Raw genomic sequence first — 24,228 nt, 5'->3', positions numbered from 1 at the left:
GCTAGACTTGTCGCAAGGCCGTGCGAAAGCGCCAAAAAACCAAGGAGGAATGTCCATGCCGATTAGCCGCCGCGCCGCCCTGACCGGCGCCCTCACCCTCGTTGCCGCCGCGCGCGGCCGCGCCGCCGAGACGCTTAAGATCGGCATGGTCTCGCCGCTCACCGGCCCCGCCGCCGAGCCTGGGCGCATTCAGCTCAACAGCGCCCGCCTCGCCATGGACGAGGTGAACCAAGCCGGCGGCGTGCTCGGCCGGCCGGTCGAATTGATCGTGGAAGACGACCAGACGACCAACCCCGGCGCGGTGCTGGCCTTCAGCCGGCTTGCCAATCGTGGCGATTGCGTCGGCTATATCGGCTCCATCCGCTCGACCCAGATGCAGGCGATGGCGCCCGATATTGCCCGCGTCGCGCGCCCGGTGATGTTCGGCGGGACCGACCCGACCCTGACCCATAGCGGTAATCCGTGGCTGTTTCGCTGCCGCCCGAATGATCTCTACTCCGCCCGGGTGATCGCCGATTTTGGCGTGAACGACCTCAAAAAACGCAAATGGGCGGTGGTCTATTCAACCGATGCGTTCGGCGCGAACGGCATGAAGGCGCTGGTCGCTTCCCTCGACGCGCTTGGCGTTGCGCCGGTTCTGACGCAAGGCTACGCCAATCAGCAGCCGGATTTCACCCCCGTCGTGCTCGCCGTGCGCGGCTCGGGGGCTGACATCATGGGAAGCTATTTCACCTTCGAGCCGGATCAGGCGGTATTTGCCCGCCAGGTGCGCCAGCTCGGCCTGACTATCCCCTGGGTCGGCTCCCCCTCCATCGCCTCGCCGGTGACGCTCCATCTCGCCGGCCCGGCGCTTTGGGGGAGCTACGGCATCGCCGATTTCAACGTCGATTCGAGCGCCGCCGCCGGCGCTTTCGCCGCCGCCTATGCCCGCGCCTATGGCGGCGCGCAGCCGGATAATGGCTGGACCTATGACGGGATGCACATCCTCGCCCGCGCCATCAACGCCGCCGGCAACACCGAACCGGCGGCGATCCGCAGCGCCATCCTCGCCATCCGCGGCTATCAGGGCGCCGAGGGCGTCTATAATTTCGACGCCAACGGCGATGGGCTACACGGCTACAACGTCGTGCGAAACGAGAAGGGAAAATTGAAATTCATCCGCCATGTCGAGTTCCCGGTGGCTGGCTGACGCCGCGGCGGAGGGCGGCAAAGCCGAGGGCGCCGACGGCGAACAGCGAGAGGCTTGCCGGTTCGGGAACGGCCGAGGAGGTGTCGGCGACGGCAAGATACTGCGGGCCGTCAAGCCCGGTGACCGGGGACGCATCGATCACGGCGCCGGTGGTGGCATTGTATTCCCCGATCGTATTGGCGCGTGGATTAGTGACGAAGAGGTCCGATCCCGACACCGCGATGCCGTAAGGAGTGCCCAAACCAGAAACCAGAGACGAGTTGATCGCGGCTCCGGTTGCGGCATCGTATTGCCCAACTGTTTCGTTATCAAAACTTTAGACGTAAAGATCCGCCCCCGCCCGCGCAATGCCGGGCGCCCACACCGCAAGCGCAATGGCTGCGGCAAGAATTACCTTCCGTTGCATGTTTACCCCCTCGCTTCCCTTCAACGAGTGCCAACGCAGTCCAACCGCACGCCCCTTGAATTGATAAAATGTTAACTTTGACTGGAACGAAGATCAATCGAAAAAAAAGACGCAACGACAAGAAAGAAACCCTCCAATCCGTGACCCGCGCCAAGACCCTGAGCACGACGGCGAGCAGGAGGGCGTCGTCGTTGACAGCGCGCAGACTTGCCCCGACAAAGCCTAAGGTTCCCATGGCGGTCGGATCGTCCGGCGGAACCGCATAACGGAGTGCAGACGTCATGATTTCCCCCCGCGGTCGCCATTTTTTTGCCAATCCCGGCCCGACCAACATCCCCGACAGCGTTCTCTTGGCGACCGCGCATGCTTCGGTCGATTTCAACGATCCGGCGTTTTTTGCCGTCTATGAGGCGGGGCGCGCCGGCTTGCAGCGCCTCTTGCGCCAAGAAAGCGGCGAATTATTCCTCTATACCGCCTCTGGCCACGGCGCCTGGGACGCAACCCTGGTCAATCTCTTCTCGCCCGGCGACCGGCTGCTGATGATCGCTTCGGGCTATTTTTCGGACAGTTGGGCGGCGATGGCAGCGCGCCTTGGCCTTACCGTCGAAACCGTTGCCGCCGACTGGCGGCGCGGCGCCGATATCGCGGCGGTCGAAAAAGCCCTTCGGGCCGACGCCAAGGGCACGATCCGCGCCGTCTGCGCCGTCCATAACGAGACCTCGACCGGGCTCACTCTGCCGCTGCCGGCCATCCGCGCCGCGATCGATGCCGCCCGCCATCCGGCGCTGTTCCTCGTCGACACCATCTCCTCGCTCGGCAGTTTCGATTTCCGCATGAGCGAATGGGGCGTCGATGCCGTGGTCGGCGGGAGCCAGAAAGGGCTGATGCTGCCCGCCGGCATGAGCTTCACCGCGGTCTCCGAGCGCGGCATGGCGGCGCATCGCGAGGCGCGGCTGGCGCGCGGTTATTTCGACTGGACGGCCATGCTGTCACGCCCGCACAAGAGCTTCATGGGGACGGTTCCGGTGACGTTCTTTTATGGTCTACGCGAATCCCTCCGCCTGCTCGAGGAGGAGGGGCTGGAGAACGTCTTTGCCCGCCATCATCGCCTCGCAGGCGGGGTGCGCGCCGCGGTCCGCGCCTGGGCGGGCAATCGCGGCCCCGAGCTTTATGGCATCAACCCGGAGCGGCTCTCTGATTCCGTCACCACCATCCTGATGCCCGAGGGGTCCGACGCCGAGGCGGTGCGCGCCATCGCCCGTGAGCGTTTCAATGTTTCGCTCGGCGGCGGCCTCGGTGCGCTCGGCGGCAAGGTTTTTCGCATCGGCCATCTCGGCGACCTTAACGAGGCGATGGTGATGGGCACCCTCGCCGCCGTCGACATGAGCCTCACGCGCGCCGGCGTCCCGCATGGCGGCGGCGCCCTCGATGCCGCCATGGCCTCGTTCGCGGAATGAGGTAAGCGGCGCTGGGCGCGCCTTGAAGGACCGCTATCCTTCCGCCGAGATGGCCGGCGCCGCCCGCACCGCGTTCCGCCCTGCCTGCTTGGCGCGATAGAGCGCCGCGTCGGCGCGGGTGATCACATCACTGGGATTGACCGCGATCTTTGGCGACATCGCGGCGACGCCGATGCTGACGGTGACCACGCCATCCTGGTCGCGGCCCTGGTGCGGCAGCCGCGCTGCCGCCACCGCCGTGCGGATACGCTCGGCGATACGCGCGCAGGCGTCGAGATCGAGACCGGGCAGCACGGCGAGGAATTCTTCCCCGCCATAGCGGGTGATGAGATCGATCCCGGCCCGCATATGCTGGCGCAGCAGCGTCGCGACGGCGCGCAGACAGGCATCGCCGGCGGGATGGCCGTAATGGTCGTTATACATCTTGAAAAAATCGATATCGATGACGAGCACGCCGATCGGCGCCGGCGCCATGGCCGCGTCCGTCTGCTCATTCCACAGTTCGGCAAGCCGGGCGGCGAGCATGCGGCGATTGGGGAGACCGGTGAGAGGGTCATGATAGGAGAGCCGTTCGAGCTGGCGGTTGGTCTCGCTCAGCCCGATCCCGAGCAGCCGTTCACGCAGGCCGAAAAGATAGGACCGGCGCAATTGCCGCTCCAGGCGATGATTGGCGACCAAGGTGAGAACGATCGCGGCCCCGACCAGCATCGTCGTATAGGTCGCGATCGGCCAGCCGAGCATCGGTGGCGCCCGCATCGCGGCGATGAAAATGGCGAGCGTCCCGAGCGAGCCCGCCAGCGCATAGCCGAAGCGGAGATGGAGCACGGTGTTGGCGAAAGCAATGATGACGATCAGGCCGAACATCACCGGCAGCCGCACCGGCGCGGGCACGATATGGGTGAAATAGGCGACGCTGGCGGCAGCGACCAGGGTTACCAGGGCGGCGGCGATTTCACGCCGGAATTTCGGCGGCTCGCGCCAGATATAAGCCGCGAACAATAGCCCGAGCGGCGTGACGATCCCGAGCTGCACCCAAGCCATTTCCCGGGCATGGCTGAAATTCAGAATGACGTCGTCGAGGATGAAGGAATCATAGAGCAAGACCCCTAGCAGCAGGCTCGAGGCCAATTGGCGGCAGCGATCGCGGCCGGTATCGCGTTCGAAGGCGGCTTCCAGCGGCGGGGGGAATGTGAGCCGCCAGCCCGGCGCAGCGAGCGCGCGATCGGCAAATGTCAGCAGATCGGCGCCGTCATCCCCCCAGTCGCCGCTCATCGTCCCGCGCCCCCTATTCCAGGCCCAGGGCGCGCAGCCGTGCCGTTTCCTCGTCCCAACCGGGCCGCTCCTTGACATGCAGGAAAAGATGCACCGGCTTCTCCCAAAGCGCGATCAGCTCGGCGCGGGCGCGGCTGCCGATGGCACGGATGCGCCTTCCCTGCTCGCCGATCAGGATTGCTTTATGGCCGGCGCGCGCGACATAGATCACCGCCTCGATCCGCACGGCGCCGCCGGCGAGGGTGCGGAAACTCTCGGTCTCGACGGTGACGGCATAGGGGATTTCGTCTGAGGTCTGAAGAAAAATCTGCTCGCGCACGATTTCCGCGGCAAGCAGCCGGTCCGGGAGATCGGTGAGATCGTCATCGGGGTAGAGATGCGGCCCGGCCGGCATCGCGTCCGCGAGGGCGGCGCGCAATGCGGGGACACCATCGCCGGTCGCGGCCGAGATCATGAACACCTGCTCGCAGGCGAGCAAATCGGTCAGCGCCGCCGTCAGCGGCAATAATTGCGTTGCGGCGATGAGATCGACCTTATTCAGCACCAGCCAGCAGCGCCGCTTTTTCTCAGCCGCCCCCAACCCCGCCGCGATGGCGCGCACACCCTCGGTGAGACCGGCGCGGGCATCGACCAAGAGCAGCACGATATCGGCATCCGCCGCCCCGCTCCAGGCTGCGTCCACCATCAGCCGGTCAAGGCGCCGGCGCGGCGCGAAAATCCCTGGGGTGTCAACGAGAAGGATCTGCGCCGCACCCTCTTGCACGATGCCGAGGACCCGAAAGCGCGTCGTCTGCGCTTTGGGCGTGACGATCGAGAGCTTGGCCCCGGCGAGGCGGTTGAGCAACGTCGATTTGCCGGCGTTCGGGGCGCCGACGATCGCGGCATAGCCGCAGCGCGAGGTCATTCTTGGCTCCACGGTGAGATCACGGCGCAAGCCGGCTCAAAAGATCGGCGGCCGCCGCCTGCTCGGCCGCCTGCTTGGTTCCCGCCCGGCCATGGCCCGCCATCGGCGGATCGGCGGCGATGGTGACGGTGATCGCGAATTCCGGGGCATGCGGCGGCCCGTCGCGGCCGCTGACGCGATAGGCCGGCAGCGGCAGGCCACGCGCCTGCACCCATTCCTGCAACGCGGTCTTGGCATCCTTGGGGGGCGCGCCCTGTGCTGCCATCATCGGGGCGTAAGCGGCGCGGACGAAATCGCGCGCAACCGCAAGACCACCATCGAGATAAAGCGCGCCGATCGCCGCCTCCATCGCGTCGGCAAGCACGCTCGCGCGCTTGCGCACGCCAGCGCGCGCCTCCCCCGGCGCCACCGCGAGCACCGCCGGCAGCGCCAGGCGCGCCGCGATCGCGGCCAAGACCGGCCCCGAGACGAGTTGGGCGAGACGCCGCCCGAGCGCCCCCTCATCCTCACGCGCGAAACGCTCGGCGAGCCATTCCGCGACCAAAAGGCCGAGGACACGATCGCCGACGAATTCCAGCCGCTCATTGGACGCCATGCGATGCCGCCCGCGCAGCGCCGAACGATGGGTCAGCGCTTCGGCCAGCAATTCCGGGCGCGCGAAACGGTGGCCGAGGATCTGCTCCGCCGTTGCCAGGCGCTCGTCATCGCTCAATGGATGCTGGTGAACAGCCGGCTCCAGCGAATCTCGAACGGCCATTCCCAAATCTCCCACCACGGCGCCTCGGCATCGATCGAAAAGAACAGGAATTGCGCCCGCCCGACCAGATTTTCGAGAGGAATAAAGCCGACTGCGTTCAAGACCCGGCTGTCGAGGCTGTTGTCGCGGTTGTCCCCCATCGCGAAGACATAGCCCGGCGGCACCAGATATTCCTGGGTGTTGTCGAGCGGCCCATCATCGGAGGCTTTGAGGATTTCGTGGCGCACACCACCGGGCAGCGTCTCGATATAGCGCTTATAGACCATGCTCGGCCCATCATCGGTGACGGTATAGGTTCCGTCCGGCTCGCGTGGCACCTCGGTGTCGTTGATATAGAGGTGCCCCGCGCGCATTTGGATGCGGTCCCCGGGCAGACCGATGATGCGCTTGATGTAATCGGTCGAGGTGTCACGCGGCAGCTTGAAGACGACGACATCGCCGCGCTCGGGCAAGCGCCCGAAAATCCGCCCGGAAAACAGCGGCGGCGATAGCGGGAAGGAGAAATGCGAATAGCCGTAGCTGAATTTCGAGACGAAGAGATAATCCCCGACCAGCAGCGTCGGAATCATCGAGCCTGAGGGAATGTTGAAGGGCTCGTAGGCGAAGGTGCGAATGCCGAGCGCGATCAGCGCGGCATAGACGATGGTCTTGACGTTGTCGATCAGGCCGCCGGGTTTGCTTTGCGCCATGCGAGAGGATTCCGTTCCGGTCAAAAAGGCCGGCGGATCAAGCCGTCCGGCCATGCCCCTGTCAAGCCGCTATGCGACACGCGGGGTTTGACGCGGCGCGGCAACGTCCTCATCGGCTCAGGCCACGGGGTCTGCGGAAATGATCACCTGCGCGAAGGCGTAGGGGTATTCATCGGTCATCGATAGCGCGATCGCCGCCCGCATGCCCGGGGGGGTGAGGGCCGCGAGCCGCGCCGCGGCACCACCGGTCAGCGCCAGCGTCGGCTGGCCGGAGGGAAGATTGACGACGCCGAGATCGGCCATGAAGACGCCGGCGCGAAACCCGGTGCCGAGCGCCTTGGCGCAGGCCTCCTTGGCGGCGAAGCGCTTGGCGAAGGTGCCGGCGGCGAGCGCCGGGGCGCGGCGGGCGGCGCGCCGGCGCTCGGTCTCGGTGAATACCCGGCGCAGAAAACGCTCGCCATGGCGCGCGAGCACCGCCTCGATGCGCCTGATGTCGCAGAGATCGGTGCCGAGGCCGAGGATCACGCGCAACCCCTCACGCCCGCGCGCGCTCCACCTCGGAGATCCCCTGGGTTGCCCTGAGGCCGGCAATGATGTGCGAGAGGTGGCGGAGATCGCGCACCTCGACATCGACCAGGAACTCGCAGAAATCCTGCTGGCGATTGACGGTGTGGAGAGTGACGACCTTGCCGTCCTGCTTGACGATGGCATTGAGAAGATTGTTCATAGCCGCCGGTTCGCTGCCGGTAATCACGCTGATGCGCCCGATATGCATGCCGGATTTGTCGCGCCCGAGGGCAGCCAGATCCCAGTCGACATCGATGAAGCGCTCAGGGGTCGCGGCGAATTGCTCGAGCGTCTGGCAGGCCTTGGTGTGGATGGTGACCCCCTTGCCGGTGGCGATGATGCCGACGATCGGTTCGCCCGGCAGTGGATGACAGCAGCCGGCGAAATGCACCGCCATGCCGGCAATGAGGCCGGTGATCGCCATGCCCGGATCGGCGGCGGCGCTGGCATGGCGCGGCGCGCGGTCGGCGAGGCTCGGAACCATGCGCGGCGGGCGCGAGGCCTCACGCAATTGCGGATAGGCGGCGTGGACGACTTCCTTTGGCCCGATCGCGCCGGCGCCGACGGCGATGAAAAGATCCTCGAGGCTGGCCTGCTTGAGGGCTTTGAGCGTCGTCTCGAGGGTTTTTTCGCTGCCGTCCACCCCTTCCTGGCGGAAGGCGCGAACCAGCATGGCGTGGCCCTCATCCCTGTTCTGCTGGCGCTGCTGCTGATGGACGAAGCGGCGGATGCGCGCCCGCGCCTTGCCGGTGACGCAGAAACGCTCCCATTGCGGCGACGGCGTGCCGCCGCGCGCGGTCATGATCTCGACCTGGTCGCCGTTCTGAAGCTGATAGCGGAGCGGCACCAACCGCCCGTTCACCTTGGCGCCGACGCAGGTATCGCCGACCTGGCTATGGACGGCATAGGCGAAATCCACCGCCGTCGCCCCGCGCGGCAGCGGAATGAGCTTGCCCTTCGGGGTGAAGCAGAAGACCTGATCCTCATAGAGTTCGAGCTTGGTGTTTTCCAGGAACTCGTCGGGTGCGGCGGAATCCTCGAGGATTTCGAGCAAATCCTGAACCCAGCGGAATTGCTGCACCTCCTTGAGATTGGCGGGCTCGGCGCTACCGGCGGCTTTGTAGGCCCAGTGGGTCGCAACACCATTTTCGGCGATCTCGTGCATCGCGCGGGTGCGGATCTGCACCTCGATCTTCTGGTTGCGCGGATGGCGCAGCGTGACGCCGGTATGGAGGCTCTGATAAAGATTCGATTTCGGGGTGGAGATATAATCCTTAAAGCGCCCCGCGATCACCGGATAGGCGGCATGGACGGCGCCAAGCGCGGCGTAACAGGCTTCGCGTGTCGGCACCACGATGCGGAACGCCATGATGTCGGAAAGCTGCTCGAAGCTCACCTTGCGGCGCTGCATCTTCTCCCAGATCGAGAACGGCGATTTTTCGCGCCCGGTGACCTCGAGCACGGGGACGCCGGCGGCCTCGCAAATGCTGCGCAATTCGCGGCGCACCTCCTCGATGACGTCGGCCCCCTGGCCGCGGAGGAAATTGAGCCGGGCCTGGATGGTCTCATAGGCGGCCGGCTCGATCTGAGCGAAGGCGAGGGTTTGCAGCTCGGTCTTGACCTGATCCATGCCGATCCGTTCGGCGAGCGGGGCATAGATTTCCATCGTTTCGCGGGCGATGCGCTCGCGCCGGGCGGGGTCGCGCACGAAATGGAGGGTGCGCATATTGTGCAGCCGGTCGGCGAGCTTGACCAGAAGCACCCGGATATCCTTGCTTATCGCGAGCACCAGCTTGCGGAAATTCTCCGCCTGCTTGGTGCGATCCGATTGCAGTTCGAGCCGGGTGAGCTTGGTCACGCCATCGACGAGACCGGCGACATCGGCGCCGAAACGGCTGCCGATCTCGGCGAGCGTGGCCTTGGTGTCCTCGATCGTGTCGTGCAGCAGGGCGGTGCAGAGACTGGCGGTATCGAGCTTGTAGCCGGCGAGAATGGTCGCGACCGCAAGCGGGTGGGTGATGTAGGGATCGCCATTGTCGCGGCGCTGCTCGGCATGGGCGGCGCTCGCGAAGTCATAGGCGGCGGCGATCAGCGCGCCATCGGCTTTGGGGGCATAGCGGGTGACGCGGCGGATCAGTTCCTCGACCGGGGACAGCCGCGCATGGCCAGGGAGTTGGGCAAAAGGTTGCGAGAAGCCGCCTTCCGGGAGGCGTGGGAACGCCGGGATGATGCTACCGCCGCGACACGCTGCCACCGCCCGGCTCCTTTGGCTGCCGCCTAGCGGCGGGGACGCCCGGAAAGCTCGGCCTCGATCGCTGCCTCGAGATCGCTCGGCGACAGATCGTCACCGTCAAGCGGCAAATTGCCCAGCTCCTCGTCGGCGGCAACATCCTGGAGGCCGAAAATATTCTGCTCGGTCGGGATCAGATCCGCCACCTCCTCCTCGGCCGGCTCTGGCTCCGGGGCGCGGGCCAGCGAGCGGATGAGATCGCTCTCGAGCTTGCCGGTATCGATCGTTTCCTCGGCGATCTCGCGCAAGGCAACGACCGGGTTCTTGTCGTTGTCGCGGTCGATGGTCAATTCCTCGCCGCGACTGAGATTGCGCGCCCGCTGTGCCGCGAACAACACCAGCTCGAAGCGATTGGGGACTTTTTCGACGCAATCCTCGACAGTCACGCGTGCCATACGGGCATGCTCCACGCTGCAATGGTTGGGGATAGCAAGAATTAGGCGCGCGGGAGACGAATAGCAAGCCAAAAGCGCCAGTCGGCCGCGGCCGGCCGGCGCGCGGGTGGCCAAACGCGCACGAGGCGGCTAGGCTCGCCCAAGATGCCAAGGAGAAAGAGACGTGGACGAAACCCCGACGCCGAATGAAGCGCAATGGAGGAACTGGAACGAGATCTCGGGGCCGAAATGGGTGCGCGCGGCGGCGGTGATGGAGGGGCGCCTCGCGCCGGTCAATGACCTGCTGCTCAGCGAAGCCGCGCCGCGCCCCGGTGAGCAGGTCCTCGAGATCGGCTGCGGCACCGGCGCGACCACGCTTCGCCTCGCTGCGGCGGTCGGCGCCACCGGCGGCGTCCTTGGCGTCGATATCTCGGCGCCGATGCTGGCGCTGGCGGAAAAAAGGCTCGCCGAGGCCGGGGCGGCTCAAGCCAAGCTCCTCGTCGCCGACGCGCAAATCCACCCCTTCCCCGCAGCCACCTTCGCGCTGGCACTCTCGCGCTTCGGGGTGATGTTCTTCGCCGATCCCATTGCCGCGTTTCGCAACATCGCCGCCGCCCTCGCGCCCGGCGGGCGCCTCGTCTTTGCCGCCTGGGCCGGGATCGAGGCCAATCCGCACTGGGAGATCCCCTACGCGATCGCGCGCCGCCATCTCGGCCCGCCCAAGCCGCGCCCGCCGCGAAGCCCCGGGCCACTTGCCTTCAGCGACGCCGATTATGTCCGCGACATCCTCGCCGCCGCGGATTTCGAGGCCATCACCGTCGCCCCGGTTGCGGTGACGCTGGCCGGCCGGGGCGCCGCGGAAGAAGCCGAACTCGCAACCCTATTCGGCCCCTCCGGCGCGTTGGTCGAAGAAAAACGCCCCGATGACGCGCTGCGAGCGACCTTGCGCGACGAAATGGCCGCCGCCTTCGCGCGCTTTCCAACCCTTCCCGACGGCGGGCTCGCCCTGCCGGCGACCGTGATGATGGCGTCGGCGCGCCGACGCTGACCGCTCTTGCCGGCAGCGGCAGCGATGCTGGCCTTCCTTGAACCCCCGAACGATCCGGCGCATATCGGGGGCGCGAAAGGAGGACATCGATACCCATGACCGAGACGGCATCCCAGGCTCCTGGCCAAAGTGAGGAGCGGCATGATTTCAGCGCCGAGGTCGGGCGGCTGCTCGATCTCGTGGTCCACGCGCTTTATTCCGAGCGCGAGATTTTTCTCCGTGAATTGGTCGCCAACGCCGCCGATGCGCTCGACCGTCGCCGCTTCGAGGCGTTGACTGAGCCCTCGCTCGCGCTGCCGGACGGGGCGAAGATCCGCATCCTGCCCGACAAGCCCGGCCGCACCCTGACCCTCTCCGACGACGGCATCGGCATGTCACGCGATGAGCTGATCGCCCATCTCGGCACCATCGCCCGCTCTGGCACCCGCGCTTTCAGCGCCGAGATCGCCAAAGCCCGGCCGGAGGAGCGGCCGGCGCTGATCGGCCAGTTCGGGGTCGGCTTTTATTCCGCCTTCATGGTCGCCGAACGCGTCGAAGTGATTTCGCGCCGCGCCGGCAGCGAGGAGGCCTGGCGCTGGCATTCGGAAGGGCGCGGCGAATTCGCCCTTGCCACCGCCGCGCGCGAGACGCCGGGGACCGATGTCATCCTCCATCTCAAAGCCGATGCCGAGGAATTCCTCGACCCGGTGCGGCTCGAGGCGATCGTGCGCAAATGGGCCGATCACATCACCTGGCCGGTGACGATTGCGCGCGACGGCAAGGACCTCCCGGCCAACGAGGGCACGGCGCTCTGGCGCAAGCCCAAGGCCGAGATCAGCGAACAATCCTATACCGAATTTTATCGTCATCTCGGCCATCTCTTCGATAAGCCCTGGGCGACGCTGCATTGGAAAGCCGAGGGCGCGATGGAATTCCACGCCCTCCTCTTCATTCCCGAGATGCGTCCTTTCGCGGTGGTCGAGGAGGAGCGCGCCTCGCACGTGCGGCTCCATGTGCGGCGCATGTTCATCACCGACGAGGCCGGCCTGCTGCCGAGCTGGCTGCGTTTCGTGCAAGGCGTCGTCGACACCGAGGATCTGCCGCTCAATGTCTCGCGCGAGATGCTGCAATCAACCCCGGTGCTTGGGCGGATCCGCAACGCGCTGACCAACCGGGTGCTGACCGAACTCAAGACCCGCGCCAAGGAAGATGAGGGTTACGAAAAATTCTGGGAGAATTTCGGCCCGATCCTCAAGGAAGGGCTATGGGAGGATCAGGCGCACCAGAAGGATATCCTGCCGCTCGCGCGCTTTCGCACCACCCTCAATGACGGCTGGACCTCGCTTGCCGACTATGTCGCGCGCATGAAGCCCGGGCAGGAGGCGATCTACTTTCTCGCGGGAGAAAATATCGCCGCGTTGCGCCGCGCCCCGCTGCTCGAGGGATTCCGCGCCGCTGGCGTCGAGGTGCTGCTACTCTCCGACCCGATCGACGCGTTCTGGCCCGATCGCTGCGCGAGCTTTGAAGAAAAGCCCATCCGCAACGCGATCAAGAGCGGCGACGATCTCGCCAAACTCGCGCCCGCGCCCGATGTGCCGGCTGCCGATGTCAGCGCGCTCGCGGCCGCGCTCAAGACCGCGCTCGGGGATGGGGTTTCGGACGTGCGCGCTTCCGAGCGGCTGGTCGAAAGCGCGGTTGCCCTCGCCCCCGGCTTGGCCGGCGGCGATCTCTTCCGCGAGCGGCTGATGCGCCGCGCCGGGCGCGATTTCCCGGCGCCGCCGCCGGTGCTCGAGATCAATCCTCGCCATCCTTTGATCACGGCGCTTGCGGCGCGCGGCGAGAGCAGCGATCTCGCCGAGATCGCGGCAACCCTCCTCGATCTCGCGCGCGTGCAAGAGGGCGAGGCGCCGGCCGATGCCGCCGCCTTCGCGCGCCGCGTCACCGCGCTCATGGCCGGTGGGCTCGCAGCGGCGCCGGCGGCATGAGCCCGCCGATCGATCTCGCCCTCGCCGACGATGGCGCGCCGGCGCTGCCGCTTTACGCGGTGGCGCCGACCGAGCTTGCGGCGCTCGGCGCGTCGCTTCCCGCGGCGGCGTGGCGCTATGTCTGCGCCAGCGGCTTTACCGCCAAGGCGGGGGAGCTCTGTCTCCTTCCCGGCGAGGCGGGTCTTGCCGGCGCGGTGCTCGGCCTTGGCGAGAGCGTGGCCGACGACGGTGTTTCGCCCACTGGCATATCACCCTGGACGTTCGGCGATCTCCCCTTCCGCCTGCCCGAGGACACGCTCTGGCGTCTCGCGCCGGGTGATTATGATCCCGGGCACGCGGTCCTCGGCTTCGCCCTCGGGGCCTATCGCTTTGCTTCCTTCAAGCCGCCTGCGCGCAAGCCGGCGCGGCTTGTCGCGCCGGCCGGCACCGAGGCGGCGCAGGTCGCGGCGGAGGCGATCATCATGGCCCGCGATCTCGTCAACATGCCGGCCAATCATCTCGGGCCGGCGGAACTCGCGAACGCGGTCGCGGCACTCGGCAAAGAATTTGGCGCGTCGGTCGAGATCATCGCCGATCACGCGCTCGAAGCCGGCTATCCGGCGCTGGCCGCCGTCGGGCGGGGGGCGGCGCGGGCGCCACGGGTCGCTATTCTGCGTTGGGCGGGGTCGCGGGCGGCGCCGGAAGCCCCGCTGATCGCGCTCTGCGGCAAGGGGGTCTGTTTCGACAGCGGCGGCTATGATCTGAAGCCGTCGGCCGCCATGCTGCGGATGAAAAAGGATATGGGTGGCGCCGCGGTGGTGATGGCGGCGGCGCGGATGATCATGGCAGCAGACCTGCCGGTGCGGCTCGCGTTGCGCGTCGGCTGCGTCGAAAACAGCGTCTCCGGCGCGGCGATGCGCCCGCTCGACGTGCTCGCGACCCGCAAGGGTCTCACCGTCGAAATCGGCAATACCGATGCCGAGGGGCGGCTGTTGCTCGCCGATCTGCTCGCCGAGGCGTGTGAGGAGGCGCCGACCCTGATCATCGATTGCGCAACGCTCACGGGTGCGGCACGCTCGGCCCTTGGGCCGGATCTGCCGGCGCTTTTTAGCAATGATCAAATCTGGGCGGAACGGCTCCTCGCGGCCGGTAAAGCCTGTTGTGATCCGCTCTGGCAATTACCACTCTGGGCTGATTACGGCACATGGCTTCGCAGCCATGTCGCAGATTTGAACAACATTGCGGGAAATACACATGGAGGTGCGGTCGTCGCGGCGTTATTTCTTGAACGGTTCATTGCGACGGGCGTGCCCTGGGTGCATATCGACCTCTATGCTTGGAACGACTCAACACGCCCTGGCCGGCCCGAAGGCGGCGAAGCCCAAGCCGCCCGGGCGATCGCCGCCGCGGTCAGCTTGCATTTTTCTGGCTAGCATTTCTCCGGCCAGACCAAAGGCGACCAAAAGAAGGATTGACACCATGCCTGCCTCCTCTGATCCCACCACCGATACCTTGCTCGCCATCCTCCGCGACACTGTCGTCTCCCTGGTCCGTCGCGAGGGCCCCGATCTCTCGGCGCGCCAGCTCGCGGTGTTCCTGACCTGCTATCTGCAGGACGGCAACCACACCGTCCGTGGCTTGGCCGGCGATCTCCACGTCTCAAAGCCCGCGATCACCCGTGCCCTCGATCGCCTCGGCGAGCTGGAACTCGCCCGCCGCAAGGTCGATCCGCAGGATCGCCGCAGCGTGCTCGTGCAGAGGACCTTGAAGGGCAGCGCGTTGCTGCGCGATCTCAAACACATGATGGCCGACGCCGCGGCGGAGGCGAAAAAGCGCGCAGCCACGGCCGGCGACTCGCCGCGCAAGGTCGCCAACGGCTGACCGCCCTCCCCCGATCTCGCCCCGCCTGCCGCTGCGGCCACCGCTTTTTTACTTGACGGTGAAGGCCGTAATCCGCCCGCCGGCGACGGCCGCGATGATTTCGTGGCCGCCCGCACGATAGGCGATGGCCGGCGCGGTGATCGGCCCGCCTGCGCTCTCATGCCAGAGTTCGCGGCCGTTCTCTGCGGCATAGGCGACGAGATTGCCGTCTGGCGTGCCGGTGAAGACGAGGCCGCTTGCGGTGAGCAGCACGCCGGCATCGATCAGCTTTTCGAGTTGCGGCCCGAGCTTGGGCGTGCCGAACGACGCCGAGGGCGGCGGCGGCAGATGCAGCGGCGGGAAATGCTGTCGCCAGAGAAAGGTGCCGCTCGCCACCGCGATGGCGTTGAAACTGGTATCACCGGGGCCAAGCACACTGACATCGCTGCCGGTCTTGCTCAGAACCACGCGCGCGCACTGGTCGGCGCTGACGATGAAGAGGGCATTATCGGGGACGTCGAAAGCGCCGCCCTGGCTTTGAACGCCGCCATCGATCGCCGGGCACATCACGGCGCCGCCGCCCGGCGCGCGGGTCGCGCCGTTTTTCACGAAGCTCAAGGCGGAGTGGTCGAGCAGGGCGCCATTGTCGCCATCGCTGACCCAGAGATTGCCGCCTCTGTCGCCAACGATGACGAGATCGTGCTGCGTGTCGACGACCCGGCCGACGGCCAGCAGCGGCGCCGTCGAGAGCCCCCAATTCCAGGTGTCGTGCGCGATGAACTGGTGATAGCCGCGGAGCTTGGGCTCGGGTGTCGCGAGATCGAGCGCGACCAGAGAATCGCTATAAAGGTTGGCGCCGGGCCGGGACGCGCCGTCATAGGCGGGATTGGGGCTGCCGAGGGTCGCGAAAAGCGTGTGGGTCGCGGGCGAGAGGGCGATGCCGACCGGCGAGACGCCGCCACGCTGCCCGGATGTGCCACCCCAGCTCTCATGGCCCACCATCCCCGCGCCGGGGATGGTATTCCAGGTCCACAGGCGATGGCCGTCGCGCGCGGCGAAGGCGGCGATGGCGCCGCTGCCACCCTCTGGCGTCGCGGCGATCCCGATCAGCAGCAGATCCTGGCCGGTCGCCGGGTTGTGATAGGGCATCGGCGCGGTCACCAATCCCGCGCCCGGCGCCGCCGCGACCTCCCAGATCTTATGGCCGCTGGCGGGATCAAGCGCGATCAGGGCCCCGCGCTCGGTCGCAAGGAAGACATGGCCGTCAAATAGCGCGAGCCGGCCGGGGCCGGAAGCCACCGCCGCGCGCCATTTCTCCTTACCCTTGGTGGCGTCGAGGGCGATCACTGCGCCGTCCGCGGTCGCGAGAAACAGGGTGCCCTGCCACACCAATGGCGGCGTCGTGATCGTCCCGTCTTTCTCCTCATGGCGCCAGGCAAGATGGAGTTTGGTGACGGTGCCGCGGTCGATCTCGGTCGCCGGCGTGAACGGGTTATTGGCGTAGCTTTTTGCCGGCAGGATCCAATTGTCGGCGTCGCTCGCGGCGTTGAGGAAATCAGCGGCGGCAGGCGTTGCGGGTTGGGCAAAAGCGGGGCGGAGACAGGTCGCTGCGAGCAATGCCGCGATGGCGGCGCGGGCGGATAGCTGGGCGATCATCGGTTTCTCCTGATCCTTGGTCGAAATAAACGTCTCGGCCAGTCTAGCGCCGTTTCGCGCGCCGCGGCGTCTCACAGTTTCCGGCGCTTGCCGCCGGCGAGCGTCGGGGCGAAACTATGCCCCCGCCGCTCGACAGGGCGGTGCTTTTTCGAGGAGATGGCCTATGCCGACTGCCCCACTGAGTGCTGAGGCGATTACCGCGCGCCTTGCCGAACTCGGTTTTGCCCTGCCCAAGCCGGCAGCCCCGGTCGCCAATTATCTGCCGTTTGCGATCTCCGGCACTCTGCTGGTGATCTCGGGCCAGGGGTCGATCCTCGGCGAGACAGGGATTCGCGGCAAACTCGGTGACGGGCTCAGCCTCGAAGACGGTGTTCGGGCAGCACAGCTCTGTTTCGTCAATCTGCTGGCGCAAGTCGGGGCAGCGCTCGATGGCGATTTCGGACGGCTGCGGCGGCTCGTGCGGCTCGGCGGCTTCATCGCCGCGACCGCCGCCTTCACCGACCATGCACGGGTGATGAACGGTGCCTCCGATCTCGCCGTCGCCGTGTTTGGCGAGCGTGGCCGGCACGCCCGCACCACCGTCGGCGTGCCCTCGCTGCCGCTCGATTTCGCGGTCGAGATCGAGGGCATGTTTGAACTCACCTGAGCCGCAGCGCTCCCCAAGCGCCGCTCTCTGCCGACGATGCCGGATGGTGCCAAAGGAATGAGCCTCACGCTGCATGACCGCATCGCCGAGATCGCCGCCGAGGATTGGAACGGCTGCGCCGACATTGCGGATAATCCCTTCATCGGCCATGCCTTCCTCGCCGCGCTCGAAGATAGCGGCGCGGTCGGGCCGCGTACCGGTTGGCGCGCGCGCCACGCCGTGCTCCGCGATGCGCACGGACAGGTCGCGGCCGCTGCGCCGATGTACGTCAAATCGCACAGCTATGGCGAATATGTCTTCGATCACGCCTGGGCCGATGCGTTCGAGCGCGCCGGCGGGCGCTATTACCCGAAATTGCAGGTCGCGGTGCCATTCAGCCCGGTGCCAGGGCCGCGGCTCCTGATCCGCCGCGACAGCGGCGTCACCGCGGCGGCGTTCGGCAAGGCGCTGGCGGCAACCGGCGACAGCCTCGGTGTCTCCTCCGTGCATGTCACCTTCTGCACCGAGGACGAGTGGCAAGCGCTCGGCGCGGCGGGGTGGCTGCGTCGCCAAGGGCTGCAGTTTCACTGGCACAATGCCGGCTATGGCGATTTCGAGGATTTTCTCGCCTCCCTCTCGTCACGCAAACGCAAGACCATCCGCCGCGAGCGCCGCGAGGTTGCGGCCCAAGGGCTCACCCTGCATACGCTTGCCGGGGCGGCGATCAGCGAGCGGCATTGGGATGCGTTCTATCGCTTCTATCTCGCGACGGTGGAGCGGAAATGGGGCGGCGCCTATCTGCCGCGCCGGTTCTTCAGCCTGCTCTCCGCGCGGCTCGGCGAGGCCGTCATTCTGATGATCGCCGAGAAAGACGGGCAAATGGTCGCCGGCGCGCTCAATCTTCGCGGCCGCACGGCGCTTTATGGCCGCACCTGGGGGGCGATCGGCGACTGGCCGTTCCTCCATTTCGAACTTTGCTATTATCGCGCCATCGAATACGCGATCGCGCATAAATTGGCGCGGGTTGAGGCCGGGGCGCAGGGAGAGCATAAACTGGCGCGCGGCTATTTGCCGACCCCGACCTATTCCGCGCATTGGATCGCCCATGCCGGGCTGCGCCGCGCGGTTGGGGATTTTCTCGAAGCCGAGCGCCTCGCGATTGCGGCGCGGGAGGCTGATCTTCGTGCCTTCACGCCTTTCCGTAACGACGACGCCGAGGAGACCAGCACGCCATGACCTCTCACCATACGGCCGAACACCGCATCCTCATCGAGCGCGAGGAAATTCGGGTGACGGAATGGCGCCTCGCGCCAAATGCTGCGACCGGCCATCATCGCCACGGTTTCGATTACCTGGTGGTGCCCCTGACCGAGGGCGTGCTGCGGGCGGTCTCAGCGACCGGGCAGACCGAGACGCCGCTGCAACCCGGCAGCCCCTATTTCCGCAAGGCCGGGGTGGAACACGATGTCAGCAATGGCGGCACCGCGGCGCTCGCGTTTCTCGAAATCGAACTCAAGAACCGTCCGGGCTGAGAGGCACGGCGGCCGCGCCATCGCGCGGCGCGCGCCCCGGCAGCATGCGGGCGAGCACGCCGTCGCGCCAGAGATAATGATGCGCCAGCGCCGCCGCCGCGTGCAGGCCGGCGAGAATGAGAATGATCGTCGCGATGGTGCCGTGAACATCATTGATGGTCTCGGCCAAAGCCTTGTTCTTGGCGAGCAGCGGCGGCAACGTGAAGAGGCCGAAAAAGCCGAGCGGATCGCCGCCGGCCGAACGGTTGAGCGGTCCGCTGATCGCCATCGCAATGAGCAACAGATAAAGCGCGCCGTGCATCGCCCGCGCCGCCAACACTAGGCTGCGCGGCCCCGGCGGCGGGGCAAGGCGCCGGCCAGCGGTCGCGCGCCAGGTAAGCCGCGCCGCCAGCACCAGGATGAACAGCAGCCCGAGCGAGACATGCAGCGCTTGCGCTGCATGTCGCGGCGCCGAGCCACGCGGCAGCCAGTCCCAGAGCTGCGCGATGCTCCAGAGCGTCAAAACCAGCGCGACCGTGAGCCAGTGCAGCACCAGGGTGGGACGATCATAGCGTTCTTGGGTCATCTTTGGGCGTCTTCCTCTCAACTGCTGCCGATCAAAATGCCGACCCCGAACACCAGCGCGCCGCCAAAGGCGACCTGAAAGGCGGCGGCGAAGGGCGGCGTGTCCATGTAACGCCAGCGCACCCAGCTGATGGCGGCGAGTTCGACCACCACCACCGCGATGGCGAGCGCGGTCGCCGTCCAGAAACGCGGGATCAGGTAGGGCAGGCTGTGGCCGAGCCCGCCGAGCGTGGTCATCGCGCCGCAGATGACGCCGCGCAGCAACGGCGCACCGCGCCCGGTGAGGCTGCCGTTATCGGAAAGCGCCTCGGCAAATCCCATCGAAATTCCCGCCCCGAGCGAGGCGGCGAGGCCGACGACGAAGGCGTTCCAGGACTGGCCGGTGGCAAAAGCGGCGGCAAATAGCGGCGCCAGCGTCGAAACCGAGCCATCCATCAGCCCAGCGAGACCAGGCTGGACATAACGCAGGACGAACATCTGCCGCGCCGTGTGTTCCTCCTCGGCGCGGGCGTCGCGGGTGAGGTTTTCGGCGACCAGCTTCTCGGCGGTGGTTTCGTGTTCGGCCTCGGCTTCGGCGAGATCGCCGAGCAATTTGCGGATCGAGGCATCGGTGCTGCGGCTCGCGGCCTGGCGATAAAAGCGCTGGGTCTCCATTTCCATCAATTCGGCCTGCTTGCGCACCGTCTCGACCCGGATCTCACGCATCTGCCAAACCGGTTTTCTTTGCACGAAGCCGCGCACGTCCTGGCGGCGGATGAGCGGGATGTGTTCACCAAATTTCTCCTGATAGAGTTCGATCAGGCGGCGCCGATGCTCGTTCTCCTCCTGCGCCATTTCGGTGAACACCTTGGCCGAGGCCGGGAAATGCTCGCGCAGCGCCTCGGCGTAGTCGGCGTAGATGCGGCTGTCTTCTTCCTCGTTGCTGATTGCGAGCGCGAGGATCTCGCGCTCGCCGAGATCGGAAAAATCACGCATGGGAAACCTCTTGGCTTCTTGCGCCCCGGCGCGGCGCCGGCGCTGAACGGGAAGAAGTATATTCTTGTTCAAATCGCCCGAAACGCCATCAGGCGATGGCTTGCGGACCGCGACCATAAGTGGTCAATTTTTTCATACGCCGCAATAGCGAAGATGATGAAAGTTTTTGCACAAGATGATCGATTTGATCTTCATTTTTATTGAAATTGCAAATGATTTTCATTTCCAATGTTGGCTATCTTCTGAAAAGCGTGGATAAGAATCGGCATCGCGCGGCGGGAGATGGCCCTCCGGGGTGCGCGCATGCCGGTCGAGCCAGGCTTCGGAGGCGGGAAAAAGCGCCGCATGCAACCGCCGGCACAAAGCGCGCGCCGCCGTCCCCGGCCAATCCGGCGGCAACAGCGCGAGCGGCAGGTCGGGGTCATGCAGAATCACCCGGCGATATTGGTGAATGAGCAGGAGGCGCGCGACCAGCGCCTCCATCTCGGTGAGCGCGCCGCCCGCCGCGAGCCAGCACGCAAGCGGGGCAAAAAGCGCGACGAACCGTTCATAGCCGCCGGCCAGCCGTGCCAGCGGCCACGCCAGCGCGGTGAGGCGCCGGCCTTCGGTCGCATCATCGGCGCGGGCCTCGAGCTGTATCGCCCCCGCCGGCGCCGCCAGTGCCGTCTCTTGCGGCACGATCCAGAGACCCGGCAGCGGCGAACCACAGCCGGCCTCGAGCAGCGCCGCCCGCGCCGCCTCCGTCGCGATCTCAGGAGGCAGCAGCACGAGGCGCAGAACCCCATCCCAGGGCGGCGGCGCGGCGCGATAGATCCGCCGCGCGGCGGCCGCGAAGATCGCATCCCCTTTGGCGGTCAGACGATAGAAACTCGCCCGGCCGACCTTGCCGCCGGCGAGCCAGCCATCGGCGGCAAGGCGCGAGACGGCGGTTCTGACGGCGCCGGGGTCGATCCCCATCGCCGCGAAAATCCGCAGCATGGAAGCGAGATCGAGCGTTGCCCCGCGCGGCACGATGGCGTCGCCATAAAGGGTGATGATGATCGACCAGACGCGGAGCGGCGCCGCATGCAGCGCAGCAAGGGTAGGCGCGAGCGGCGCGGCCGGCTCAGCGTCCGGCACGCCATCGACCGTGACAAAGAAGAACGGTTTTTCGCGACATGGGGGTCTCGTCACACGCTCAGTGCAGCTTGACCGCCGGGTCGGCGCGGCGGTCGAGCGCGCGGGCGAGGGTTTCGAGCAGCACCGTGCCGGTGCCGTGCAGCGCGTATTGGTGCATTTTGTAGAGCGAACGATACATCATGCGGGCGAAATAGCCTTCGATGAAAAAGCTCCGCCCGACCAGAAACCCCATCAGGCTGCCCACCGTGCTGTAATGGCCGAGCGAGACCAGCGAACCGAAATCGCGATAGACGAAGGGCTGCAAAGCCTCGCCGCGCAGGTGGCGCGGCATCTGACGGTAGAGATGCGAGGCCTGCTGATGCGCCGCCTGGGCGCGCGGCGGCACCGGGGTTTCGAAGCCGGGACGGGGGCAGGCGGCACAGTCGCCGAGGGCAAAAATCGCCGGATCGCGCGTCGTCTGCAACGTCTCGGTGACCACGAGCTGGTTGATCCGATTGACTTCGAGGCCGTCGAGGGTCGCGAGAAAATCCGGCCCCTTCACGCCCGCCGACCAAATCACCAGCTCGGAGGGCAGAAAACTACCATCGGCGAGGCGGACGCCGTCGGCCGTCACCTCGACGACGCGGGCGGCGGTGCGCACCGCAACGCCGAGTTTGGTGAGCAATCCCTCCGTCGCCTGCGCGATGCGCTCGGGCAGCGCCGGCAGGATGCGCGGCGCCGCTTCGACCAGGGTGATCGCGATGTCTTTGCTCGGATCGATGCGATCAAGACCATAGGCAACGACGGCGCGGGTGGTGTGATGCAGTTCGGCGGCGAGTTCGGTGCCGGTCGCACCGGCGCCGATGATGACGACGCCGAGCTGGCCGGGCCGCACCGGCCCGGCCTGGGTCTGGGCGCGGATGAAGGCGTTGATCAGCCGGCGATTGAACCGCGCCGCCTGATCCGGGGTCTCGAGCGGCACCGCGAAACGCGCCGCCCCTGGGGTTCCGAAATCATTGGTGACGCTGCCGAGCGCCATCACCAGCGTGTCATAGGCGATGACGCTGGGGGCGGTGACTTCGCGCCCCTCCTCGTCGAACACCGCGCCGAGCGCGATTTCGCGCCGCGCCCGGTCGATGCCGATCATCTCGCCGAGGCGAAAGCGGAAATGGTGCCAATGCGCTTGCGCGAGATAGCTCAGGTCATGAGCGGCGCGATCGAGGCTGCCGGCGGCGACCGCGTGGAGAAGCGGTTTCCAGAGATGCGTGCGCGATTTATCGACGAGGGTGATACGCGCCGCGCCGCGCCGCCCGAAGCGGTCGCCGAGCCGGGTGGCGAGTTCCAATCCGCCAGCCCCGCCGCCGACGATGACGATATGATGCGCGCCCGCCGCCATGCTTGCCTCCCGCGATTCCGAGCCGCCAGAATAGGACGAGGCGCTGCGGAAACGAACAATCTTCTCACCCCGCGGCGCGATCATCGCCGTGGCGGAATTTAGGTCACCGAGCGTTACGCTTTTTTCTTGCCTTGGCGGCGGCAGTGAGGATAATCCCAAATTGGCAAAATGCGTTGGAATCACTTCGTGTATCGGCATTTTGGCGAAGCGCGTCGCTGCGTCGGTGGTCGTTGGGTCGCATCTCGGGAAGAGCGGGCAAGATGACGTGCGAGAGGGGGCGGGCGGGCGTGACGTGGGTTCCGATGTCACCATGAAAACCGCGCTGCGGGTGTTTGGCACCCGATTCCGCACCGAAGTCACCGCCGGCGGCGGTCGCGCGGCGGGGCGCGGGCTTGCCGCGCGTCTCGCAAGGTATCCGATCGTCAGCTGCGATATTTTCGACACGGCCCTGGTTCGCGAATTGGCGCGGCCGGCCGATGTGCTGCTCGCTGTCGGCGCCCGGGCGCGGGCGTGCGGGCTGATCCCCTGCGATGCGGCGGCGTTTCGCGTCTTTCGCCTCGCCGCCGAGGACGCGGCGCGCGAGGCGGCGCGCGCCGCCGGCCATGACGAGGTGCGCATCGACGAGGTCTATGCCCACCTCGCCGCGCAAGGGCTGGTTTCCGACCCGGTGGCGGCGGCGGCGCTAGAATTCGCGACCGAACGCACGGTTTGCCGGCCGGTGCCGGCGCTGCGCGAGACGCTGGCGACGCTCGCGCCCGGGCAGCGGCTGATTTTCCTCTCCGACTCCATCCTCCCCGGCGCCTGGCTTGCGACACTTCTCGCCGAAAACGGCTTCGGCGGCGCCTGCGAGGTGATTTCCTCGGCCGATAGCAGGCGCAGCAAGGCGAGCGGGCGGCTCTTCGCCTGGCTGCTCGCGCATCTCGGCGTCGCAGCGCGCGATATCATCCATCTCGGCGACAATCCGGTCTCCGATATTGCCCACGCCCGCGCCCATGGGCTGGCCGCCGTCCATTTGCCGCGCCGCGCCGCCCCGCCCGAGGACGAAGCGGTCGCCGCTCGCGATGTGACCCTCCGCCTCCTCCACAGCCGCCGCCGTGCCGCCCGGCCGGCGCCGGTCGGGAGGCGCGCCGGCGGCGATATCGGCGGCGGTGAGGGCGGGGAAAAACCGCTCGCCCATTATGTCAGCTTGCTGATGCTCGGCTTTGCCCTATTCGCGCTCGCTGAGGCGCGCCGGCTCGGCATCCGCCGGATCTATTTCACCGCCCGCGACGGCTATCTGCCGCTCGCCATCGCCCGCCGGATCGCGGCAAAGCGCGGCGATCCCGTCGAGTTGCACTATCTCGAAGTGTCCCGCCAGGCGATCGTGCTGCCCGGTCTCGGCGATGACCCCAAGGCGCTGGCCGAAGCGCTGGCGCATACGGTGAGTGGCGATCGCCTTGCGGCCATCCTCGCGCCGCTCGGGGTCGCGGCCGAGACCGTGGCACCGCTGCTCGCCGGCCTCGGGTTCGATCCGGCGCGGATCGTGGAAGACGAGGTTGGGCTTTGTCTCGCCGCGGCAGAGCGTCTGATCGCAACACAACCAGCATTGATCCGGGCGGCGCTGGCGGCGCGGCGGGAAGCGGCGCT

23 protein-coding genes are annotated in these 24,228 nt (G+C 66.9%); 10 read left to right on the top strand and 13 right to left on the bottom strand.

The genetic code is table 11. From position 1 onward, the window contains the following. The first annotated feature begins 55 nt into the window (after positions 1-55). Positions 56-1,189, top strand: a complete 1,134-nt coding sequence (locus ACP5M5_RS11075; protein ID WP_427937360.1) for an ABC transporter substrate-binding protein — start codon at positions 56-58, stop codon at positions 1,187-1,189. On the opposite strand, the gene ACP5M5_RS11070 is transcribed toward ACP5M5_RS11075, so the two are convergent. Next, a complete protein-coding gene (locus tag ACP5M5_RS11070; RefSeq protein ID WP_427937358.1) occupies positions 1,155-1,406 on the bottom strand; it encodes a PEP-CTERM sorting domain-containing protein in 252 nt (83 codons plus the stop codon). The two genes, ACP5M5_RS11075 and ACP5M5_RS11070, sit on opposite strands and share 35 nt — an antisense overlap. 470 nt (positions 1,407-1,876) lie before the next feature. Here ACP5M5_RS11070 and ACP5M5_RS11065 point away from each other — a divergent pair, with 470 nt between their 5' ends. After that, positions 1,877-3,052 carry a pyridoxal-phosphate-dependent aminotransferase family protein gene (locus ACP5M5_RS11065; protein ID WP_427937357.1) on the top strand — a complete coding sequence of 392 codons (1,176 nt, stop codon included), beginning with the start codon at positions 1,877-1,879 and terminating at the stop codon, positions 3,050-3,052. Positions 3,053-3,085: 33 nt separating this feature from the next. Here the strand turns inward: ACP5M5_RS11065 and ACP5M5_RS11060 are convergent, their stop codons facing one another. The 7 genes from ACP5M5_RS11060 to rpoZ all read right to left on the bottom strand — a co-directional run bounded on the left by ACP5M5_RS11060 (position 3,086) and on the right by rpoZ (position 9,926). Beyond that, positions 3,086-4,324: a diguanylate cyclase domain-containing protein gene (locus tag ACP5M5_RS11060; protein ID WP_427937355.1), complete on the bottom strand. Its 1,239-nt coding sequence runs from the start codon at positions 4,322-4,324 to the stop codon at positions 3,086-3,088. A gap of 13 nt (positions 4,325-4,337) precedes the next feature. Beyond that, the gene (gene era, locus ACP5M5_RS11055) at positions 4,338-5,228 is read right to left on the bottom strand and encodes a GTPase Era (RefSeq protein ID WP_427937353.1); all 891 of its coding nucleotides are present in this window, start codon (positions 5,226-5,228) and stop codon (positions 4,338-4,340) included. A 19-nt stretch (positions 5,229-5,247) separates the two neighbouring features. Then, positions 5,248-5,985 (bottom strand): ribonuclease III, encoded by a 738-nt coding sequence (gene rnc, locus ACP5M5_RS11050; RefSeq protein WP_427937351.1) that lies wholly within the window; start codon positions 5,983-5,985, stop codon positions 5,248-5,250. After that, on the bottom strand, positions 5,937-6,674 hold the full coding sequence (gene lepB / locus ACP5M5_RS11045; protein ID WP_427937350.1) for a signal peptidase I: 738 nt from the start codon (positions 6,672-6,674) through the stop codon (positions 5,937-5,939). The genes rnc and lepB overlap by 49 nt, the downstream gene beginning before the upstream one ends. A 117-nt stretch (positions 6,675-6,791) precedes the next feature. After that, the gene (gene acpS, locus ACP5M5_RS11040) at positions 6,792-7,199 is read right to left on the bottom strand and encodes a holo-ACP synthase (protein ID WP_427937349.1); all 408 of its coding nucleotides are present in this window, start codon (positions 7,197-7,199) and stop codon (positions 6,792-6,794) included. A gap of 10 nt (positions 7,200-7,209) precedes the next feature. Then, positions 7,210-9,495 (bottom strand): RelA/SpoT family protein, encoded by a 2,286-nt coding sequence (locus ACP5M5_RS11035; protein ID WP_427937347.1) that lies wholly within the window; start codon positions 9,493-9,495, stop codon positions 7,210-7,212. A gap of 23 nt (positions 9,496-9,518) precedes the next feature. Continuing rightward, positions 9,519-9,926 carry a DNA-directed RNA polymerase subunit omega gene (rpoZ, locus tag ACP5M5_RS11030; RefSeq protein ID WP_114913374.1) on the bottom strand — a complete coding sequence of 136 codons (408 nt, stop codon included), beginning with the start codon at positions 9,924-9,926 and terminating at the stop codon, positions 9,519-9,521. A gap of 163 nt (positions 9,927-10,089) precedes the next feature. On the opposite strand from rpoZ, the gene ACP5M5_RS11025 reads away from it, so the two are divergent. The 4 genes from ACP5M5_RS11025 to ACP5M5_RS11010 all read left to right on the top strand — a co-directional run bounded on the left by ACP5M5_RS11025 (position 10,090) and on the right by ACP5M5_RS11010 (position 14,777). Beyond that, positions 10,090-10,953, top strand: a complete 864-nt coding sequence (locus ACP5M5_RS11025; RefSeq protein WP_427937345.1) for a class I SAM-dependent methyltransferase — start codon at positions 10,090-10,092, stop codon at positions 10,951-10,953. Between the two features lie 95 nt (positions 10,954-11,048). Next, positions 11,049-12,917 carry a molecular chaperone HtpG gene (gene htpG / locus ACP5M5_RS11020; protein WP_427937344.1) on the top strand — a complete coding sequence of 623 codons (1,869 nt, stop codon included), beginning with the start codon at positions 11,049-11,051 and terminating at the stop codon, positions 12,915-12,917. Next, positions 12,914-14,329, top strand: a complete 1,416-nt coding sequence (locus tag ACP5M5_RS11015; protein WP_427937342.1) for a leucyl aminopeptidase family protein — start codon at positions 12,914-12,916, stop codon at positions 14,327-14,329. The genes htpG and ACP5M5_RS11015 overlap by 4 nt, the downstream gene beginning before the upstream one ends. Before the next feature lie 46 nt (positions 14,330-14,375). Next, positions 14,376-14,777 (top strand): MarR family winged helix-turn-helix transcriptional regulator, encoded by a 402-nt coding sequence (locus ACP5M5_RS11010; RefSeq protein WP_427937340.1) that lies wholly within the window; start codon positions 14,376-14,378, stop codon positions 14,775-14,777. Positions 14,778-14,825: 48 nt separating this feature from the next. Here ACP5M5_RS11010 and ACP5M5_RS11005 read toward each other — a convergent pair whose 3' ends face one another. Beyond that, positions 14,826-16,412: a PQQ-binding-like beta-propeller repeat protein gene (locus tag ACP5M5_RS11005; protein ID WP_427937339.1), complete on the bottom strand. Its 1,587-nt coding sequence runs from the start codon at positions 16,410-16,412 to the stop codon at positions 14,826-14,828. Positions 16,413-16,575: 163 nt separating this feature from the next. On the opposite strand from ACP5M5_RS11005, the gene ACP5M5_RS11000 reads away from it, so the two are divergent. Genes ACP5M5_RS11000 through ACP5M5_RS10990 form a run of 3 tightly spaced genes read left to right on the top strand, consistent with a single transcriptional unit; the run spans position 16,576 to position 18,569 of the window. After that, a complete protein-coding gene (locus ACP5M5_RS11000) occupies positions 16,576-17,058 on the top strand; it encodes a RidA family protein (protein WP_427937337.1) in 483 nt (160 codons plus the stop codon). 57 nt (positions 17,059-17,115) lie between these two features. Continuing rightward, positions 17,116-18,273: a GNAT family N-acetyltransferase gene (locus ACP5M5_RS10995; protein ID WP_427937335.1), complete on the top strand. Its 1,158-nt coding sequence runs from the start codon at positions 17,116-17,118 to the stop codon at positions 18,271-18,273. After that, positions 18,270-18,569: a cupin gene (locus tag ACP5M5_RS10990; protein WP_427937334.1), complete on the top strand. Its 300-nt coding sequence runs from the start codon at positions 18,270-18,272 to the stop codon at positions 18,567-18,569. The genes ACP5M5_RS10995 and ACP5M5_RS10990 overlap by 4 nt, the downstream gene beginning before the upstream one ends. Here ACP5M5_RS10990 and ACP5M5_RS10985 read toward each other — a convergent pair. From ACP5M5_RS10985 to ACP5M5_RS10970, 4 genes are all read right to left on the bottom strand, one after another. Next, on the bottom strand, positions 18,550-19,134 hold the full coding sequence (locus ACP5M5_RS10985; RefSeq protein ID WP_427937332.1) for a cytochrome b: 585 nt from the start codon (positions 19,132-19,134) through the stop codon (positions 18,550-18,552). The two genes, ACP5M5_RS10990 and ACP5M5_RS10985, sit on opposite strands and share 20 nt — an antisense overlap. Before the next feature lie 17 nt (positions 19,135-19,151). After that, positions 19,152-20,108 (bottom strand): iron exporter MbfA, encoded by a 957-nt coding sequence (mbfA, locus tag ACP5M5_RS10980; RefSeq protein WP_114913974.1) that lies wholly within the window; start codon positions 20,106-20,108, stop codon positions 19,152-19,154. Between the two features lie 219 nt (positions 20,109-20,327). Then, a complete protein-coding gene (locus tag ACP5M5_RS10975; protein ID WP_427937329.1) occupies positions 20,328-21,281 on the bottom strand; it encodes a PaaX family transcriptional regulator C-terminal domain-containing protein in 954 nt (317 codons plus the stop codon). 4 nt (positions 21,282-21,285) lie between these two features. Continuing rightward, on the bottom strand, positions 21,286-22,602 hold the full coding sequence (locus ACP5M5_RS10970; RefSeq protein WP_427937328.1) for an NAD(P)/FAD-dependent oxidoreductase: 1,317 nt from the start codon (positions 22,600-22,602) through the stop codon (positions 21,286-21,288). Between the two features lie 292 nt (positions 22,603-22,894). On the opposite strand from ACP5M5_RS10970, the gene ACP5M5_RS10965 reads away from it, so the two are divergent. After that, positions 22,895-24,228: hypothetical protein (locus ACP5M5_RS10965; protein ID WP_427937326.1), on the top strand; the 1,334-nt coding region annotated here is incomplete at its 3' end.

The sequence above is a fragment of the Acidibrevibacterium sp. genome, from assembly GCF_049965395.1.
Lineage (GTDB): Bacteria > Pseudomonadota > Alphaproteobacteria > Acetobacterales > Acetobacteraceae > Acidibrevibacterium > Acidibrevibacterium fodinaquatile.
This window is presented reverse-complemented; position numbering and strand designations above follow the sequence as displayed.

Bases quoted from the DNA above. Each gene is read 5' to 3' on its own strand.
- ACP5M5_RS11005 (WP_427937339.1), bottom strand. From the start codon at position 16,412: ATGATCGCCCAGCTATCCGCCCGCGCCGCCATCGCGGCATTGCTCGCA.
- ACP5M5_RS10970 (WP_427937328.1), bottom strand. From the start codon at position 22,602: ATGGCGGCGGGCGCGCATCATATCGTCATCGTCGGCGGCGGGGCTGGC.
- lepB (WP_427937350.1), bottom strand. From the start codon at position 6,674: ATGGCGCAAAGCAAACCCGGCGGCCTGATCGACAACGTCAAGACCATC.
- ACP5M5_RS11065 (WP_427937357.1), top strand. From the start codon at position 1,877: ATGATTTCCCCCCGCGGTCGCCATTTTTTTGCCAATCCCGGCCCGACC.
- ACP5M5_RS10995 (WP_427937335.1), top strand. From the start codon at position 17,116: ATGAGCCTCACGCTGCATGACCGCATCGCCGAGATCGCCGCCGAGGAT.
- ACP5M5_RS10990 (WP_427937334.1), top strand. From the start codon at position 18,270: ATGACCTCTCACCATACGGCCGAACACCGCATCCTCATCGAGCGCGAG.
- ACP5M5_RS11000 (WP_427937337.1), top strand. From the start codon at position 16,576: ATGCCGACTGCCCCACTGAGTGCTGAGGCGATTACCGCGCGCCTTGCC.
- ACP5M5_RS11075 (WP_427937360.1), top strand. From the start codon at position 56: ATGCCGATTAGCCGCCGCGCCGCCCTGACCGGCGCCCTCACCCTCGTT.
- ACP5M5_RS11060 (WP_427937355.1), bottom strand. From the start codon at position 4,324: ATGAGCGGCGACTGGGGGGATGACGGCGCCGATCTGCTGACATTTGCC.
- rpoZ (WP_114913374.1), bottom strand. From the start codon at position 9,926: ATGGCACGCGTGACTGTCGAGGATTGCGTCGAAAAAGTCCCCAATCGC.
- era (WP_427937353.1), bottom strand. From the start codon at position 5,228: ATGACCTCGCGCTGCGGCTATGCCGCGATCGTCGGCGCCCCGAACGCC.
- ACP5M5_RS11015 (WP_427937342.1), top strand. From the start codon at position 12,914: ATGAGCCCGCCGATCGATCTCGCCCTCGCCGACGATGGCGCGCCGGCG.
- ACP5M5_RS10985 (WP_427937332.1), bottom strand. From the start codon at position 19,134: ATGACCCAAGAACGCTATGATCGTCCCACCCTGGTGCTGCACTGGCTC.
- rnc (WP_427937351.1), bottom strand. From the start codon at position 5,985: ATGGCCGTTCGAGATTCGCTGGAGCCGGCTGTTCACCAGCATCCATTG.
- htpG (WP_427937344.1), top strand. From the start codon at position 11,049: ATGACCGAGACGGCATCCCAGGCTCCTGGCCAAAGTGAGGAGCGGCAT.
- ACP5M5_RS11010 (WP_427937340.1), top strand. From the start codon at position 14,376: ATGCCTGCCTCCTCTGATCCCACCACCGATACCTTGCTCGCCATCCTC.
- mbfA (WP_114913974.1), bottom strand. From the start codon at position 20,108: ATGCGTGATTTTTCCGATCTCGGCGAGCGCGAGATCCTCGCGCTCGCA.